The sequence below is a fragment of the Micromonospora sp. NPDC048871 genome (assembly GCF_043198155.1).
Classification (GTDB): domain Bacteria; phylum Actinomycetota; class Actinomycetes; order Mycobacteriales; family Micromonosporaceae; genus Micromonospora.
In genome coordinates, this window is the sequence record NZ_JBICUM010000003.1 from 240,674 (window position 1) to 256,133 (window position 15,460).

General features: G+C 70.7%; 16 protein-coding genes and 1 pseudogene. 5 read left to right on the forward strand and 12 right to left on the reverse strand.

The window, feature by feature from the left end:
• The first annotated feature begins 81 nt into the window (after positions 1-81).
• Positions 82-1,926: an NHL domain-containing thioredoxin family protein gene (locus tag ACGFIK_RS10045; RefSeq protein WP_393338795.1), complete on the forward strand. Its 1,845-nt coding sequence runs from the start codon at positions 82-84 to the stop codon at positions 1,924-1,926.
• A gap of 52 nt (positions 1,927-1,978) precedes the next feature.
• Here the strand turns inward: ACGFIK_RS10045 and ACGFIK_RS10050 are convergent, their stop codons facing one another.
• Genes ACGFIK_RS10050 through ACGFIK_RS10060 form a run of 3 tightly spaced genes read right to left on the reverse strand, consistent with a single transcriptional unit; the run spans position 1,979 to position 4,213 of the window.
• Positions 1,979-2,728, reverse strand: coding sequence for a LamB/YcsF family protein (locus tag ACGFIK_RS10050; protein WP_393338797.1), 750 nt, complete (start codon positions 2,726-2,728; stop codon positions 1,979-1,981).
• A complete protein-coding gene (locus ACGFIK_RS10055) occupies positions 2,712-3,566 on the reverse strand; it encodes a biotin-dependent carboxyltransferase family protein (RefSeq protein ID WP_393338799.1) in 855 nt (284 codons plus the stop codon). Before ACGFIK_RS10055 ends, ACGFIK_RS10050 begins: the two co-directional genes overlap by 17 nt.
• Positions 3,563-4,213: an allophanate hydrolase subunit 1 gene (locus tag ACGFIK_RS10060; protein ID WP_393338802.1), complete on the reverse strand. Its 651-nt coding sequence runs from the start codon at positions 4,211-4,213 to the stop codon at positions 3,563-3,565. Before ACGFIK_RS10060 ends, ACGFIK_RS10055 begins: the two co-directional genes overlap by 4 nt.
• A 109-nt stretch (positions 4,214-4,322) precedes the next feature.
• Here ACGFIK_RS10060 and ACGFIK_RS10065 point away from each other — a divergent pair, with 109 nt between their 5' ends.
• On the forward strand, positions 4,323-5,000 hold the full coding sequence (locus ACGFIK_RS10065; protein ID WP_393338804.1) for a hemolysin III family protein: 678 nt from the start codon (positions 4,323-4,325) through the stop codon (positions 4,998-5,000).
• 58 nt (positions 5,001-5,058) lie between these two features.
• On the opposite strand, the gene ACGFIK_RS10070 is transcribed toward ACGFIK_RS10065, so the two are convergent.
• Complete coding sequence (locus tag ACGFIK_RS10070; RefSeq protein ID WP_327023433.1) at positions 5,059-5,343, reverse strand: DUF6458 family protein; 285 nt, start codon at positions 5,341-5,343, stop codon at positions 5,059-5,061.
• A gap of 116 nt (positions 5,344-5,459) precedes the next feature.
• On the opposite strand from ACGFIK_RS10070, the gene ACGFIK_RS10075 reads away from it, so the two are divergent.
• Positions 5,460-5,999 (forward strand): SixA phosphatase family protein, encoded by a 540-nt coding sequence (locus tag ACGFIK_RS10075; protein ID WP_393338808.1) that lies wholly within the window; start codon positions 5,460-5,462, stop codon positions 5,997-5,999.
• Positions 6,000-6,061: 62 nt separating this feature from the next.
• On the opposite strand, the gene ACGFIK_RS10080 is transcribed toward ACGFIK_RS10075, so the two are convergent.
• The 4 genes from ACGFIK_RS10080 to ACGFIK_RS10095 all read right to left on the reverse strand — a co-directional run bounded on the left by ACGFIK_RS10080 (position 6,062) and on the right by ACGFIK_RS10095 (position 10,400).
• Complete coding sequence (locus ACGFIK_RS10080; RefSeq protein ID WP_250792029.1) at positions 6,062-6,331, reverse strand: DUF6458 family protein; 270 nt, start codon at positions 6,329-6,331, stop codon at positions 6,062-6,064.
• A 242-nt stretch (positions 6,332-6,573) separates the two neighbouring features.
• On the reverse strand, positions 6,574-8,430 hold the full coding sequence (locus ACGFIK_RS10085) for an acyl-CoA dehydrogenase (protein ID WP_327023435.1): 1,857 nt from the start codon (positions 8,428-8,430) through the stop codon (positions 6,574-6,576).
• A gap of 115 nt (positions 8,431-8,545) precedes the next feature.
• The gene (locus ACGFIK_RS10090) at positions 8,546-9,673 is read right to left on the reverse strand and encodes a PP2C family protein-serine/threonine phosphatase (RefSeq protein ID WP_393338812.1); all 1,128 of its coding nucleotides are present in this window, start codon (positions 9,671-9,673) and stop codon (positions 8,546-8,548) included.
• Between the two features lie 100 nt (positions 9,674-9,773).
• Positions 9,774-10,400: a septal ring lytic transglycosylase RlpA family protein gene (locus ACGFIK_RS10095; RefSeq protein WP_393338814.1), complete on the reverse strand. Its 627-nt coding sequence runs from the start codon at positions 10,398-10,400 to the stop codon at positions 9,774-9,776.
• A 180-nt stretch (positions 10,401-10,580) separates the two neighbouring features.
• Here ACGFIK_RS10095 and ACGFIK_RS10100 point away from each other — a divergent pair, with 180 nt between their 5' ends.
• Positions 10,581-11,123, forward strand: a complete 543-nt coding sequence (locus tag ACGFIK_RS10100) for a phosphoribosyltransferase (protein WP_393338816.1) — start codon at positions 10,581-10,583, stop codon at positions 11,121-11,123.
• A gap of 10 nt (positions 11,124-11,133) precedes the next feature.
• Here ACGFIK_RS10100 and ACGFIK_RS10105 read toward each other — a convergent pair whose 3' ends face one another.
• Positions 11,134-11,649 carry an alpha/beta hydrolase gene (locus ACGFIK_RS10105; protein ID WP_393338818.1) on the reverse strand — a complete coding sequence of 172 codons (516 nt, stop codon included), beginning with the start codon at positions 11,647-11,649 and terminating at the stop codon, positions 11,134-11,136.
• 109 nt (positions 11,650-11,758) lie between these two features.
• On the opposite strand from ACGFIK_RS10105, the gene ACGFIK_RS10110 reads away from it, so the two are divergent.
• A complete protein-coding gene (locus tag ACGFIK_RS10110) occupies positions 11,759-12,190 on the forward strand; it encodes an ASCH domain-containing protein (protein WP_393338821.1) in 432 nt (143 codons plus the stop codon).
• Positions 12,191-12,202: 12 nt separating this feature from the next.
• Here the strand turns inward: ACGFIK_RS10110 and ACGFIK_RS10115 are convergent, their stop codons facing one another.
• The 3 genes and pseudogenes from ACGFIK_RS10115 to ACGFIK_RS10125 form a co-directional block, all read right to left on the reverse strand.
• Positions 12,203-13,087: an LLM class flavin-dependent oxidoreductase gene (locus ACGFIK_RS10115; RefSeq protein ID WP_393338824.1), complete on the reverse strand. Its 885-nt coding sequence runs from the start codon at positions 13,085-13,087 to the stop codon at positions 12,203-12,205.
• Positions 13,088-13,541: 454 nt separating this feature from the next.
• Positions 13,542-13,907, reverse strand: a pseudogene (locus ACGFIK_RS10120) (hypothetical protein); the annotation flags it as partial.
• Positions 13,908-14,059: 152 nt separating this feature from the next.
• Positions 14,060-15,271, reverse strand: a complete 1,212-nt coding sequence (locus ACGFIK_RS10125; protein WP_327023442.1) for a helix-turn-helix transcriptional regulator — start codon at positions 15,269-15,271, stop codon at positions 14,060-14,062.
• Between the last annotated feature and the right edge of the window lie 189 nt (positions 15,272-15,460).

Below are 15,460 nucleotides of genomic sequence, written 5' to 3' on the forward strand. Positions count from 1 at the left end.
ACTTCGCCGTAACGGAGTCGATCACCCCCGAGATCACGCCCAGCGGGCCGGCCCCGGCCGGCGGTACGGCACGATGGGGTCATGAGTGCACGCGTACGGGCGCCGGAGTTGCGGGGTCGGGGCTGGCTGAACACCGGTGGGCGGGAACTGACCCTCGCCGACCTCCGCGGCAAGATCGTAGTTGCCGACTTCTGGACCTTCTGCTGCATCAACTGCCTGCACGTACTGGACGAACTGCGCCCGCTTGAGGAGAAGTACGCGGACGTCCTCGTCGTGATCGGGGTGCACTCACCGAAGTTCGAGCACGAGAAGGACCCGGAGGCCCTGGCCGCCGCCGTCGAGCGGTACGGGGTGCACCATCCCGTACTCGATGATCCTGACCTGGACATGTGGCAGCAGTATGCGGCCCGCGCCTGGCCGACCCTCGCGGTGATCGATCCTGAGGGTTACGTGGTGGCCACGATGGCCGGCGAGGGCCACGCCGAAGGATTGGCCCGGCTGATCGACGACCTGATCGCCACCCACGAGGCCAAGGGCACCCTGCACCGGGGCGACGGCCCGTACGTCCCCCCGGCGGAACCGCCGACCACCCTGCGCTTCCCCGGCAAGCTGGTGGTCGGTCCGGAGGGCAACCTGCTGGTGTCGGACTCGGCCCGGCACCGGGTGGTCGAGCTGGCCCCGGACGGGGAGACCCTGCTGCGCACGATCGGCACCGGCAGCCGAGGTCGGGTCGACGGTACGGCCGAGGTCGCCACCTTCTCCGAGCCACAGGGGCTGTGCCTGCTCCCGGAGCACGCGGCCGAGGTCGCCGGGTACGACCTGGTGGTAGCCGACACGGTCAACCACCTGCTGCGCGGCGTACGCCTGAGCAGCGGTGAGGTGGTCACCGTGGCCGGCACCGGGCGCCAGTGGCGTTCCACGGTCGACGACCACGCCCACGACGCCCTCTCCATCGACCTCTCCTCCCCCTGGGACCTGGCCTGGTACGACGGCAAGGTCATCATCGCCATGGCCGGCATCCACCAGCTGTGGTGGTTCGATCCGATCAAGCGAACCGCCGGGATGTACGCCGGCACGACCGTGGAGGCGCTGCGGGACGGCCCGCTGGAGCAGGCCTGGCTGGCTCAGCCCTCCGGGTTGGCCGTCTCCACCGACGGCGCCCGGCTCTGGGTGGCCGACAGCGAGACCAGTGCCCTGCGGTACGTCGAGGACGGCGTCATGGGTACGGCGGTCGGCCAGGGCCTGTTCGACTTCGGCCATGTGGACGGGCCGGCCAAGCAGGCGCTGCTCCAGCATCCGCTGGGGGTCTGCGCGCTGCCGGACGGCTCGGTGCTGATCGCGGACACCTACAACGGGGCGGTGCGACGCTACGACCCGGCCACGGAGCAGGTCTTCACCGTGGCGACCGACCTGGCCGAGCCGAGCGACCTGGTGCTCACCCCGGAGGGTGCGGTGCTGGTGGTGGAGTCCGCCGGGCATCGGATCACCCGGCTGGCCCCGGGTGCCCTCTCCGCAGCGGGTGCCAGCACAGTCCAGGGTCCTCAGCTTCGCACCGAGCGGAAGCCGACTCTGCTGGCGGCCGGGGAGGTGACGCTGGACGTGATCTTCACTCCGGCGCCGGGTCAGAAGCTGGACGAGACCTACGGCCCCTCCACCCGGCTGGTGGTTTCCGCCTCCCCGCCGGAGCTGCTGGTGGAGGGGGCCGGCACCGACACCGCGCTGTCCCGGCGTCTGGTGCTTTCCGACTCGGTGACCGAGGGGGTGTTGCAGGTGACCGCCCAGGCGGCCACCTGCGACGCCGATGTGGAGCACGCGGCCTGCCACCTGACCCGGCAGGACTGGGGTGTTCCGGTACGGGTGGCCGCCGAGGCCGCGACCCGTCTCCCCCTGGTGCTCCGCGGCCTGGACACCGCGACGAGTGGTTAAGAGGGGACCCCTTATCTACCGCAGGCGTTAATAAGGTGCCCTTCCTTTCCCCTCAGGTGAAGGGGGTGGGGGTGGTCTTGGCGTCGACGAGGGCCGCGCGGACCAGTTCCGCGGCGGCCACCGCGCCGGGGCTGTCGCCGTGCAGGCAGATCGAGTCGACGACGCAGGGAACCACGCTGCCGTCCGTGGCGACCACGGTGCCTTCGGTGGCCATCCGGACGGCCCGGCGGGCCACCTCGTGCGGGTCGGCTACCAGGGCCTGCGGCGAGGTACGCGGCACCAGTTGACCGGTGGGCAGGTAGTTGCGGTCGGCGAACCCCTCGGCCACCACCCGCAGCCCCGCCCCCTGGGCCAGTTGGGCCAGCACCGAACCCGGCAGGCAGAGCACGGGCAGTTCGGGGTCGTAGTCGTTGACCGCGGCGACCACGGCCGCCGCCTGGGTCTCGTCCCGGGCCGCCGCGTGGTAGAGCGCACCGTGCGGCTTGAGGTAGCGGACCCGGGTGCGGTACGGGCGGCAGAAGGCGTCCAGGGCCCCTAGTTGGTAGAGGATCTCGTCACGCAGCTCCGCGAACTCGTAGGCGATGTGCCGACGGCCGAATCCGGCCAGGTCGCGGTAGCCGACCTGGGCACCGATGGCTACCTGGCGCTGGGCTGCGGCGGCGCAGACCCGACGCATCGTCATCGGATCCCCGGCGTGGAAACCGCAGGCGACATTCGCCGAGGTGACCACGTCCAACAGTGCCTCGTCGTCGCCGAGCTGCCAGACACCGAAGCCTTCACCGAGATCAGCGTTGAGGTCCATGGAATCTGACCGTAGTCCCTGGTCGGGCCTGGGCGAGGGGGGTCACCTCGTCCACCACGGCGATGACGGGATATCCACCCGTGGTGGGATGGTCAGCGAGGAAGATCAACGGTTGGCCGTCCGCCGGCACCTGGACCGCACCGAGGACGATTCCCTCGCTGGGCAGTTCCCCGGACACCGCCCGGGTCAGCGGTGCGCCGGTCAGTCGGACCCCCACCCGGTTGCTCACCGGACTCACCGTGTACGCCGAGCCGTACAGCCGGTCCAGGGCCACCGGGTCGAACCAGTCGTGTCGCGGGCCGGGTCGGGCGGTGAGGTGCAGTTCCGTGGGAAGTGGCACCGGCAGGGTCAGGTCTACCGGGGCGGGTGGGCTGATCGGGAGACCCAGGGGCAGCCGGTCTCCGTCGCGCAGGGGTGCCGGTCCGAGTCCGGCCAGGGTGTCGGTGGCCCGGCTGCCCAGCACCGGGTCCACGGCGATGCCGCCGGCCACCGCCAGCCAGCAGCGCAGACCCCGTCGGGCCGGGCCGATCCGCAGCACCGCCCCGGCGGGTACGGCCAGGGGGCGACCGGTGTCGCCGGGCCGCTCGCCCACCCGCACCTCGACCTCGGCCCCCACGACGGCGACCGTGGTGGCCCGGGTGGGGCGCAGCGCGCAGCCGGTCATGGTGATCTCCAGCCCGGCCGCCGCCTCCGGGTTGCCGACCAGCCGGTTGGCCAGCCGCAACGCCTCCGGATCGAGGGCGCCGGACCGGGGGACCCCCAGGTGCGCCCAGCCGGGCCGGCCCAGATCCTGCACGGTGGTCAGGGCACCGGCGGTCAGCACCTCCAACTCGATCATGTCGGCACCAGGCGCACCCGGGCCCCGGGAGTGAGCCGGGACGGGGGGTCGGCGCGCACATCGAACAGGGACACCGTGGTGCGCCCCACCAGCAGCCATCCGCCGGGCGAGGCGGTGGGATAGATCCCGGCGTACGGGCCGGCCAGGGCCACCGAACCGGCCGGCACCCGGGGTCGGGGCGTGGCCAGCCGGGGCACGGCCAGTTCGGGGGGAAGCCCGGTCAGGTAGCCGAATCCGGGTGCGAAGCCGCAGAACGCCACCCGGAACTCGGTCCGGCTCAGGCGGCGTACCACGGAGGGCACCTCGGTGTGCCAGTGTGCGGCGACCCGGGGCAGGTCCGGCCCGTCGTAGGTCACCGGTATCTCGACCAGTTCGGCCTCGGCTGCCGTGGCTACCTCCGGTGCCGGGGTCCAGGTGCTGATGTCAGCGGCCGTGGCGGCCGGGTCCGGTATCCCGTCGAGCAGCACGGTGGTGGCCGCCGGGACGATCTCGGTGGCCACCAGTTCACCCTGTTCCCGGCGGCGCCACAGCTCGGCTAGCCACCGCTGCACCAGGGCGGGATCCACCGAGCCGGTGGAGTCGCTCCCGGTGGGGGGTGCGGTGAAGTCGAGGAGCAGGGCGTGCCTGCCCACCGGTCTGATCCGCATCCCGCCATCTTCGCCGACCGCAGGCCCGCCGACGGTCTCGACCTGTCAGCAGGAGGCGTGACCGGTCGCACTACCCGAAGGTAACCTACGGTGCCGTAACCTGATTGTCGTGACCACCTCAGCACCGTCCCGGCTCCGGCCGGTCGACATCGGGAAACCCCGGATGCGCGGCTGGCTGCACACGTACGCGTTCTTCGTCGCCGTGGTCTGTGGCATCGTGCTCTGCTCGATCGCCGCGACCAGACCCGGCTGGACACCCCTGGTCAGCTGCCTCGTCTACAGCCTCACCGTCTGCGGCCTCTTCGGCACCAGCGCGCTCTACCACCGTCGGGTGTGGTCCAAGCGCGGCTTTGCGGTGATGCGCCGGATGGACCACTCGATGATCTTCCTGTTCATCGCCGGCACCTACACACCGTTCTGTCTGCTGCTGCTCGACAACCGCGCCACCGTGACCATGCTGGCGGTGGTCTGGAGCGGCGCGCTGGCCGGAGTGGCCCTCAAGATGGTCTGGCCGCACGTCTCGCGGTGGGTCTCCGCTCCGCTCTACCTGGCCCTGGGCTGGGTGGCGGTGGCGATCCTGCCGGACATCCTGCACCAGGGCGGGGTCACCGCGCTGGTGCTGCTCAGCGTCGGCGGGCTGATCTACACCGTGGGGGCCGTCTTCTACGCCCTGCGCAGGCCGAACCCGTGGCCCACGGTCTTCGGGCATCACGAGTTCTTCCACGCCTGCACCCTGGTGGCGGCGATCTGCCACCACATCGCCATCTACTTCGCCCTCTTCGCCTGACCGGGTACGCCGAGGGGGGTTGGCGGGCGAGCCCACCAACCCCCGTCGGGTACCTGGATCAGACCGTGGGACCGGGCCGACGCACCTCGCGGTATTCCTGCACCACCCGGTCCTCCTGGACCGGGACGACCCGGTCGGCGACCACCCGCTCCTGACGGACCGGGGCGACCACGGCCCGGCGGCGCGAGTTCCAGAAGTAGAGCGTCACGAGCAGGCCGGCAACCCCGGTGAGCATCAGCACCCAGCCGACGACGCTGAGGTTGAGCCAGCCGAGATCCGCCTCCACGGCGAACGCGAAGATCGCGCCGAGCGCGATCAGGAAGATACTGCCACCGATGCCCATCTCTCTGTCTCCTCGGCTATCGAAGCTGGCATTCCACTTCGCCGCGGCCATCGATGAGGTTGCGGCACGCCTGACTTACCCCGACACGGAGATCGCCAATCGGGCAAGCTGGGGGCATGAGGGACGCCCCGGGGCAGGAACGCACTCTGGTGCTGCTACGACATGCCGAGGCGGAACCGCCCGCCGAGGATGGGCGGGACGTGCAGCGCCCGCTGTCCGCCCGGGGACGGGCCGACGCCGCTGCGGCCGGGGCCTGGCTGGCCCGGCACGGGCTGCTGCCGGAGGTGGTGCTCTGCTCGGCGGCGCTGCGGACCCGGCAGACCTGGCAGGGGGTGCAGACGGGCCTGACCGGGTCACCCTCGGAGGGCGGCCCGACCGGCCCGGTGCCGGCGGTCAGCTACGAACCGGAGGCGTACGAGGCACACCCGCTGGACCTGCTGAGGCTGGTACGCGGAGTCGATCCAGGGGCCGGCACGGTGCTGCTGATCGCCCACAACCCGGGCATCTCCCTGCTGTCGGGGTTGCTCGACCCGTACGGCGCCGATCCGGACGGGCTGCGCACCAGTGACCTGGTGGTGCACCGCACCACCCTGCCCTGGGCGGACCTGACCCGGGGTACGGCGGCGATCGGCGCCCGGCACACCGCCCGAGGCTGAGCACGAAAGCGCTGAGCCAGCGGGCCGGATGGTCGGCTCCGCTGACTCAGCGCCTCGTCACCTCAGCTCGGTGGCGCGGTGGGTGGCGGCGGATCGGGAGGTGGCGGCATCATCGCGGTCGGATGAGACAGCCGGTTCTCCTCCACGATCAGCGTCCTGGCCCGCTTGCGGCGGTCCTGCCAGAACCAGAGTGTGGTGAGCAGGACGCCCAGGCCGGCCAGGATGAACACCCACCCGACCGCGCGCAGGTCGATCCACCAGACGTTTGCCCGGATGGCGAAGGTCAGGATCGCACCGATGGCGATCAGGAAGATCCCACTACCAATGCCCATGTGCGCGGCACTCCCCCGTGCGGTTGCTCTGGGCGTACGTTGACTGGCCCGCGACGGTTACCCGTCCGGACCGGGGTTACCCGCGCCGCGCCGGGCGAACACCCCCGCCCACCGGGGGGACGAATCAGACGAACGGTATGGGGTGACCGGGTCCGGTGCCGAAAGGGCGAACGGACCGGTTTGGGAACGCCGACGGCCGGCGGGCAGTACGCCCACCGGCCGTCCGAGCCGTCACCCGCAGGTCAGAAGATCTCCTCCGGGAGGTCCATGATGTCCAGGTCGGTGCCCTCGATGATCCGCCGGTCGGCGCCGATGCGCGGCAGCACCTCCCGGGAGAAGAACCGGGCCGCGGCCACCTTGCCGGTGTAGAAGGCCTTGTCCGCCGCCGAGACCTCCCCGGCCAGCGCCTTCAGCGCCACGTCCGCCTGCTTCTGGAGCAGCCAGCCGACCACCAGGTCGCCGATCGCCAGCAGGAACCGCCGGCTGGCCAGCCCGACCTTGTAGAGGGCGCGGGTGTCGCCACCCTGCGCCTCGCCCAGCCAGCCGGTCAGCACGCCGAGGATGGTCTGGATCTCGGCGAGTGCCTTGCCGAGCGCCTGGCGCTCCTGCTTGAGCTGGCCGTTGCCGCCCTCGGTGGTGATGAACTCCTGGATCTCGGCGGCCACCGCCATCAGGGCCTTGCCGTTGTCCCGGACGATCTTCCGGAAGATCAGGTCGAGGCTCTGGATCGCCGTGGTGCCCTCGTACAGGGTGTCGATCTTGGCGTCCCGGACGTACTGCTCCAAGGGGTAGTCCTGGAGGAAGCCGGAGCCACCGAAGGTCTGCAGGGACTCGTGCCCGAGCAGCTCGTACGCCCGCTCCGAGCCGACCCCCTTGACCAGGGGCAGCAGCAGGTCGTTGACCCGCTTGGCCAGCTTGGTGGCCTTCTCGTCACCGGCCGCCTCGGCGATGGCGACCTTGTCCTGCCAGGAGGCGGTGTAGCAGACCAGGGCCCGCAGACCCTCGGCGTACGACTTCTGCAGCAGCAGCGAGCGGCGTACGTCGGGGTGGTGGGTGATGGTGACCCGGGGGGCGGTCTTGTCGGTCGACTGGAGCAGGTCGGCGCCCTGCACCCGGTTCTTGGCGTACTCCAGGGCGTTCAGGTAGCCGGTGGAGAGGGTGGCGATCGCCTTGGTGCCGACCAGCATCCGGGCGTACTCGATGATCATGAACATCTGCCGGATGCCGTCGTGCTTGTCACCCATCAGCCAACCCTTGGCGGGCACCCCGTGCTCGCCGAAGGTCAGCTCGCAGGTGTTGGAGACCTTCAGGCCCATCTTGTGCTCGACGTTGGTGGCGTAGACGCCGTTGCGCTCGCCCAGCTCGCCGGTCTCCTCGTCGAAGTGGTACTTCGGCACGACGAACAGCGACAGGCCCTTGGTGCCCGGGCCGCCCACCCCCTCCACGCCGACCGGGCGGGCCAGCACGTAGTGGACGATGTTGTCGCTAAGGTCGTGCTCACCGGAGGTGATGAAGCGCTTCACGCCCTCGATGTGCCAGGTGCCGTCCGGCTGCGGGATGGCCCGGGCCCGGCCGGCGCCCACGTCCGAGCCGGCGTCCGGCTCGGTGAGCACCATCGTCGAGCCCCACTGCTTGTCTACGAAGAGCTTGGCCCACTTCTTCTGCCGCTCGGTGCCCTCGACCCGCAGTACGTGGGCGAAGGACGGGCCGGAGGCGTACATCCAGATCGGGGCGTTCGAGCCGAGCACCAGCTCGGCGAGGGCCCACCACAGCATCCGGGGGGCGTTGCTGCCGTCCAGCTCCGCGGGGAGGTCCAGCCGCCAGAACTCGGAGTCCATGAACGCCTGGTACGACTTCTTGAACGACTCCGGCAGCGGCACGGTGTGGGTGGCCGGGTCGAAGACCGGCGGGTTGCGGTCGCTGTCGGTGTAGCTGGCGGCCAGATCCTCACGGGCCAGGCGGTCCATCTCGGCTAGGAAGGTGCGCGCCGTGTCGACGTCGAGTTCGGTGTACGGCTCCTGGCCGAACGCCCGGTCCGCCCCGAACACCTCGAACAGGTTGAACTCGAGGTCCCGAAGGTTGCTCTTGTAGTGGGTCATGCCGCTGGCCCCGCTTCCGGACAGGTGTTACCGATCAGTAACCCCGACTGTATTACTCGCGGGTAGACAGCGACAAGTCGCTCGCCGAAGTGACGGCAATTACACACCCGTCCGGTCAGCTCTCGGCCGCACCGACCTCCCAGCTCGGTACGACCGCGGTCATCCCGCTGGAAGTGCCCGTGTACTCCATCAACACCAGCGCGATGTCGTCGTCCAGTCGACCGTGCACCCACTCCTTGAGGGCGGTCTCCAGCGACGCCAGGCCGTCGGCGACCGTCCCGTGCCCGAGCAGCCGCCAGGCCCGGTCCGCAGTCGGGAAGAACTCGCCGTCCCGGCGGGCCTCGCCCAGGCCGTCGGTGAACAGCAGCAGCCGGTCGCCCGGCTCCAGCCGCTCCACCCGGGGACGGACCACCGGCATGAACCCCAACGGCGGGGCGGGGGCGGGAGGCTCCAGCGGGATCACCGCACCACCGCGCAACAGCAGCGGAGCGGGGTGCCCGCAGTTGACGATGGTCAGGGTGCCGCCACGCTCCTCCACCAGGGCGGCGGTGACGAAATCCTCGTCGCCGACATTGCGGGCCACCGCGCGGTCCAGGTCCGCCACCACGGCCCGCAGGTCGGCCCGCTCGTAGGCCACATGGCGGTACGAGCCCAGCACGATGCTGGCCAGCCGGACCGCCTCCAGCCCCTTACCGCGTACGTCTCCGATGATCATGCGTACGCCGTACGGCGTGTCGATCGCCTCGTACAGGTCACCGCCGATCTCCGCCCGGGCGGTGGAGGAGATGTAGCGCCCGGCCACCGACAGGGTGCCCACCCGGGGGCCCAGGGGCCGCAGCACCGCCTGCTGGGCGACCATCGCCAGCTTCGACAACTCCGCGATCTGCTTGTCCTGTCGCTCCCGCACGGAGGCCACCGCGGCGGCGATGCCGGTGCCCACCACGATGCCGGCCACCCCCACCGCAGCCGGCAACGACATCATCCGCTCGGCCAGCGCGAAGCCGGCCCCGAGTAGGGCGGCCACCGCACCCACCCCGAGCACCACCCGCCAGGAGGCCAACGCGGCGGCCAGGAAGGGTGCGGCCACCATCAGGGCTACATAGTTCGCCGCGTGGCCGTCGGCCAGTTCCAGGGTGGAGACGATCGCGAGCAGAACGAGGGCCGCGCCGAGGCCGGCGCGGGATCCGGGGCTCAGCGGGCTAGTGCCCGGCTGGAGGAGTCGAGTGCGTACGTCCGACAGCATGCCTGATGGATATGACCGAAAGCACGAACCTGGCCCCTCGTACGAGCAGGATCTGGCCACCAGGATCGCGGCTCAGAGCCGATCGCCGCCCGGCACCGGCTCAGCCGAGCACCTCGTACCGGACTTCGATGTGTCCCAGATCGAGCGATGCTATCTGGGCGAAGGCCGCCCGGGACAGGTCCAGGCATCGACCGGCGATGAAGGGACCACGGTCGTTGATCCGGACGGTGACCGACTTGCCGTTGGCCGGATTGGTCACCCGCACCTTGGAGTTGAACGGCAGGGTCTTGTGCGCGGCGGTCAGTTCCGCCGGGTTGAAGGTCTCGCCGTTGGCCGTCATCTGCCCCTGCCAGTAGAACGACGCGCCGCACGATCCCGTCTCCACCACCGGCTGGGCGGTGGTCTTCTTCGCCGTGGGGGTCGGCTTCGCGGTGGAGGTCGCCTTGGGGGTACGCGGCTTGCTCCGCGAGGGTGCCTGCGCGGTACGGCTCGGGGTCGGGCTGGCGGTCACCGTGGGCGAGGCGCTGGCGCTGGGACTCGGCGAGCCGCTCGCCACCGCCGAGGCGGCCGGGGTCGGCGGGAGGTCGATCGCCACCGGCTCGGAGCCGGCGGTCAACCGGACGGCGCCGACGGTGCCGCCGACAGCCAGGGCGACGGCCACCACCGCGCTGGCCGCGAGACCGGCCGGCGAGGTGATCCTGCGGGTACGGGGGTGCTTGGCTGTCACCGGCCCGGTCCTTTCCTCAGCGGAGCAAATCGGGTCGGACCATAACGAGAGAAGCACTTCGGAAGTCAACGTGATCATGGCGGTATAGCCGGAATTGCGGCGATACCTGAAGCCGATCATCCGACCCGCAATCGGCCGGGCGGCCCGCTGCCCCGGGCGACCACGGCGCAGGATAGAAGGATGTCCGCCGAGCTCAGCCAGCGTCTCGTCGAGTTGTTCCGCTGGGTCGATCCGGGCCCGGAGGCAAGTCACCTGGTCAGCGACGTCTCCGGCTGGTGGCGGGACCCCCAGGTCCTCGCCGAACTGGGCCCCGCCCTGGTGGCACCCTTCCGGGCCGCCCGCCCCACCGTGGTCCTCGCCCCGGCGGTCACCGGGTTCCTGCTCGGCCCACTGGCCGCCACCGCCCTGGGTGTCGGTTTCGTACCGGCCCACAAACCGGGCGACGGGCGGCTACCCGCCGGGCCGCTGACCTGGGCGCAGAGCCCACCCGACTTCCGTGGCCGACGGGTCGACCTGGCGGTGCCGAGCCGGCACCTGGGCCCGGGTGATCGAGTGCTGGTGGTGGACGACTGGGTGGCAACCGGGGCCCAGGTGCAGGCCCTCTACGACATCTGCGCCAGCCTGGGCGCGGAACCCCTGGGCACCTCGGCCGTGGTCGTCGACTGCCCCCCGTCCGTCGCGACCACCCTCCGCATCCACGCCCTCACCACCCTGCCGGGGTGAAGCGATTCGCTCAGCGGACGAAGCCCTCGACCACCGTGCAGACCCGGCCGAGCGCCTCGGCGGAGTGGGCCAGCGGCCCCGGCACCATCAACGCGTGATCGGCCGCCGGGATCTCCAACACGTGCGGGGTCAGCCGCCGGGCGGTCGCGCCGTCCCAGGAGGAGTCGGCCGTACCCCCGACCAGGATGAACGGGGCGGTGGCCCGGCGCAGCGCGTCGATCAGCTCGCCCCGGTGCAGCAGCGGGGTGAGCCAGACGGCGGGCAACCCCCGCGCCGCCGCCAACGGCGCGGCCAGGGTGCCGAGCGACTTGCCGACCAGCAGGTCCGTGCGTTCGTTCAGGGCCGGGGACACCTGGTCGCACACCCACCTGCCGATGGTGTCCACGTCGAAGTCCTCCGGCACCTGCCAGGAGATCCCGTGCAGCCCGAAACCGGCCCGCCGCAGCGCCTCACCCAGATAGAGAAACAGTGGGTACCGGGTGTCGTAGCCACGGCCCGGAATGAGCACCGCACGTCGGTCCGCCATGGACATCTCCTTCTTGTCGGGCATCGACCGTACCGCCAGTGAAGCCGCAGCGGCACGGCCGAAGCGACACCGCCGGACGGCCGGCCGTGCGGGCGGTAACCTCGGCAGGATGTGGCCACGGATCGGCGGACTACGCACCCTGACTCTCGGCACCCCCGGTGAGCTGCGAACCAGCCTCAACACCCTGGTGTTGAACGGGGTGAAGACCGCGACCGCCGGCCTGCTCGACGAGTACGCCACCGACGGCGAGGAACTCGAACACGTCGGCGAGCGGCTGGTCCTGGTCGACGACCACGACGCGCTGGTGGGCGTCGTCCAGGTGACCGATGTGCAGATGTACCGCTTCGCCGAGGTGCCCTGGGACTTCGCCCACGCCGAGGGCGAGGGCGACCGCTCGATCGAGGAGTGGCGGGCCGGTCACGCCGCCTACTGGGCCCGCATCGGCACCCCGGTCACCGACGACACCCAGATCGTCTGCATCCGCTTCCGTCTGGTCAGCGCCGGGGATGGCGGCATCGCCACCGGCGACCTGAGCACCTGACCCCCGGCGTCCTCAGCCGCGCAACTGCGGCAGCAGGCCGGTGGCGACCTCCGCCAGGATCGCCTCGTCACCGGCGTACCAACTGCTCTCCCGGGGCCAGTGGGTGATCACGTCGGTGAAGCCCAACTCGGCCGCCCGCCCCACCTGGTCGGCGAAGAACTGGGCGCTGCTCAGCGAGAAGACCGGGGCCGCGTCCAACGAGAGGTAGCGGTCCAGATCGGCCGGGTCACGCCCCTGCTCCGCCAGCACCGAGTCGAACCGGGCCACCGTCTCGGCCACCCCCGCCCACCAGGCGTCAAGGTCGTCGCCGCCGACACCGATGGTCACCCAACCCTGGCCGTACCGGGCGGCGAGCCGCATCGAACGCGGCCCGTTCGCAGCGACCACGAACGGCACCCGAGGCTGCTGCACGCACCCGGGGTTGTTGCGCGCGTCGACCGCCGCGAACCAGTCGCCGCGCCAGGTCGTACCGTCGTTGCGCAGGATCCCGTCGAGCAGCTCGGTGAACTCGCCGAACCGGTCCACCCGCTGCCGTGGTGGCAGGGTCTCGCCACCGAGCACCGCCGAGTCGAAGCCGATGCCGCCCGCACCGATTCCTAGCAGCACCCGCCCCTCGGAGACGTCGTCGAGCGCCGTCACCTGCCGGGCGAAGGCGGCCGGATGCCGAAAGTTGGGCGAGGCCACCAGGGTCCCGAGCCGGATCCGGGAGGTCACCGTCGCGGCGGCGGTCAGCGTGGCCATCGAGTCGAACCAGGGCCCGTCCACCAGATCCCGCCAGCCCAGATGGTCGTACGTCCAGGCGTGGTCGAACCCCCACTCGTCGGCCTGCTGCCAGCGGTGCCGGGCCACCGACCAGCGCTGGTCGGGCAGAATCACGATGCCAATCCGCATGATCACCAGGGTACGGCGAGGGGTGGCCCTCTACTTGCGGTCCCTTCGCGAAACCCAGAAGCCGGCTACCGCCGCCGCGGCGAGCGGCACCAGGCAGCACAGGCTGAGAAGGGACAGTTGCCACGGTTTGATCGCACCCATGGCCGCAGCGTATAGACCGTCGGCTACCTACGGGGTCCGGTGGTCAACGGAGCCAACGCTCATCTCGTTCCGGCGTGTCGGCCCGGTTGCTGTCCTTCTGGTAGTTGCCTGGCCCAGCCGATGAAGCGTCGGTGCAGTGCGCCAGCCGGCGCCCAGGGCATGTCCTCGGCGGCCTGGACAAGACAGACACCGAGGTAGAGGGCCAGCGACACCGGCGCACCGGCATACTCCGCCCGTAGCTCACGCCGCCGCGTCGGGCACGGCCACGGCAGGTCACAGCCACCACAGCTCCAGATCGGCAACACCGGGCCGTGGGTGCTCACCGCACACCCTCTAAAAACCGGGCCACGCTCGCGCGGGCCTGCCGACTGGTCGCCCACTCCACCTGCCAGCACGGGTACGGCACCAGCCGCGCCCACCATGCCCGGCAACCCGCACACATGCCATCGAGCCCACGAACGTGTACGGCGAGAATCGCCCGCTCCGGTCCGCCGGTCACTGCTCACCCTCCTGCGGCCAGTGACCACGGTTGATCGGAATCCGGTGCAGGGCACGGCATGGCAACTCGGCTCCGCAGCGGCAAAGGCGCCGCCAGTGCTGCCAGGACCACACCGGCCGATGCCGCCGCGCGAACGTCAACGCCGTAGCGGAGAGATACTCGTCGTACGAGACGCGCCGCACGTAACCTCCCTCGCCGATCACGAGGGCGCTGTTACCGCCACCCTCTGATTGCGGGGGACGCGGCGACCAGGCGTTAATCGCACCGCCCGCCGCATCCCGTGAGCGGAAAGCTACGGCCGGTGGCGAGGCGGAACGGGTAAGGTTCCTACCCCTGGATCACGGCACGAGCCCGACCTTGACCGCGAGGTCACGGGCGTCATCTCGGATGGAACGCGGCCCGTCGAGCAGGTCCAAGGTGATCTGGCGGGCGTACCCGTTGAAGCGGATCGTCTCCGGAGCCGACTCGTACGCCTTTCGCAGCGTCGCCACGGTCGCTTCCTTGTCGTCCTTGCCGTGGTGCGCCCGCGCGACCTCGATGAGATGGCGTGCTCGACGCGGCCTCGACGGGATCGCCGCCGCGTCATGTCGATTAGCCTGCCGCACCGCCTCGCCGGATTTCTGCAGCTCCACCGCCACGGTCACCGCATGAGCGCCCATGATGACCTGGGAGAACGACGTCTGCGGCTGGTAGAAGCCTTTCGGCAGGCGCTGTGCCACCTGGTCCGCACGGTCCCAGTACCGCCAGGCCCGCCCTTCCTCACCGGCACGAGCAGCGGTGTACGCGGCTTCGAAGTTCAGCGCACCCCACAAGGCCAGCAGATTCGTGCTTCCGTCGGCTGCCCGCGACTCCAGCGCCGACAGCACGTCCAGGGTCACCGCCATCGCGGTGTCCCAGTCTCCGGCGTCCCGATGCACCTGACACAGGAACCACCCCGCACGGGCGATCGCCTCCGGATCACCGGACTCCTGCGCCGCCACCATCGCCCGATCCGCCACCCGCCAGAGCAGTTCGGCAGCGGGCTGGTACGCGATGTACATCTGCGCCAGCCCGAGCGTCTCCGCCAGCAGGGCCTGCGCCTGCCGCCGCTGCTCACCCTCGTACGCCAACACGGCCCGCTGCCCGTCGCGCAGCAACCCCGGCAACAACCCGCCCAGCACCGTACGGTGATCCGACGCCTGATGCCGCGCCCGCCACGCCACCGCAAGCCGCTCCCTCAGACCGACCAACGACTCCGCCGGGGTGTCACCGGTAAGGGGGATGCGGTTCACCGCGTCCCGGACCGACGCCAGCGCGGGATGCTCTGGCCCGTTGACCGTCGCAGACCGGTCACCCAGTTCCACGGCCAACACCGACACGTCGATCTTCAGGGCACGCGCGATCCGATCCAGCATGTGAATGCGCGGCGGCAGAATTCGATCGGTCTCCACCGCCTTGACCCACTCGGCGCTACGCCCCACCAGGCCACCGAGCACCGCACGAGTCTTCCCGGACCGCTCCCGGTAGACCTTCAGCCGCTGCCCGAACGTCAACTCCGGCAAGGAATCCACCCGGAACCTCCTCGCGTAACGCGGCGAAGACCACGACCCATCGGCCGCAATCACCACGCTACCGACAGGCAAGCCACCCCATAACCCCTCACACGCCGGGGTTCCCAGCGTCAGCAAAAGCGCAGTGACAATCTCGGCCGCCAAACGTCGTCACCGAACGACGCCAGAATGTCGCCTACGATTAGGCCA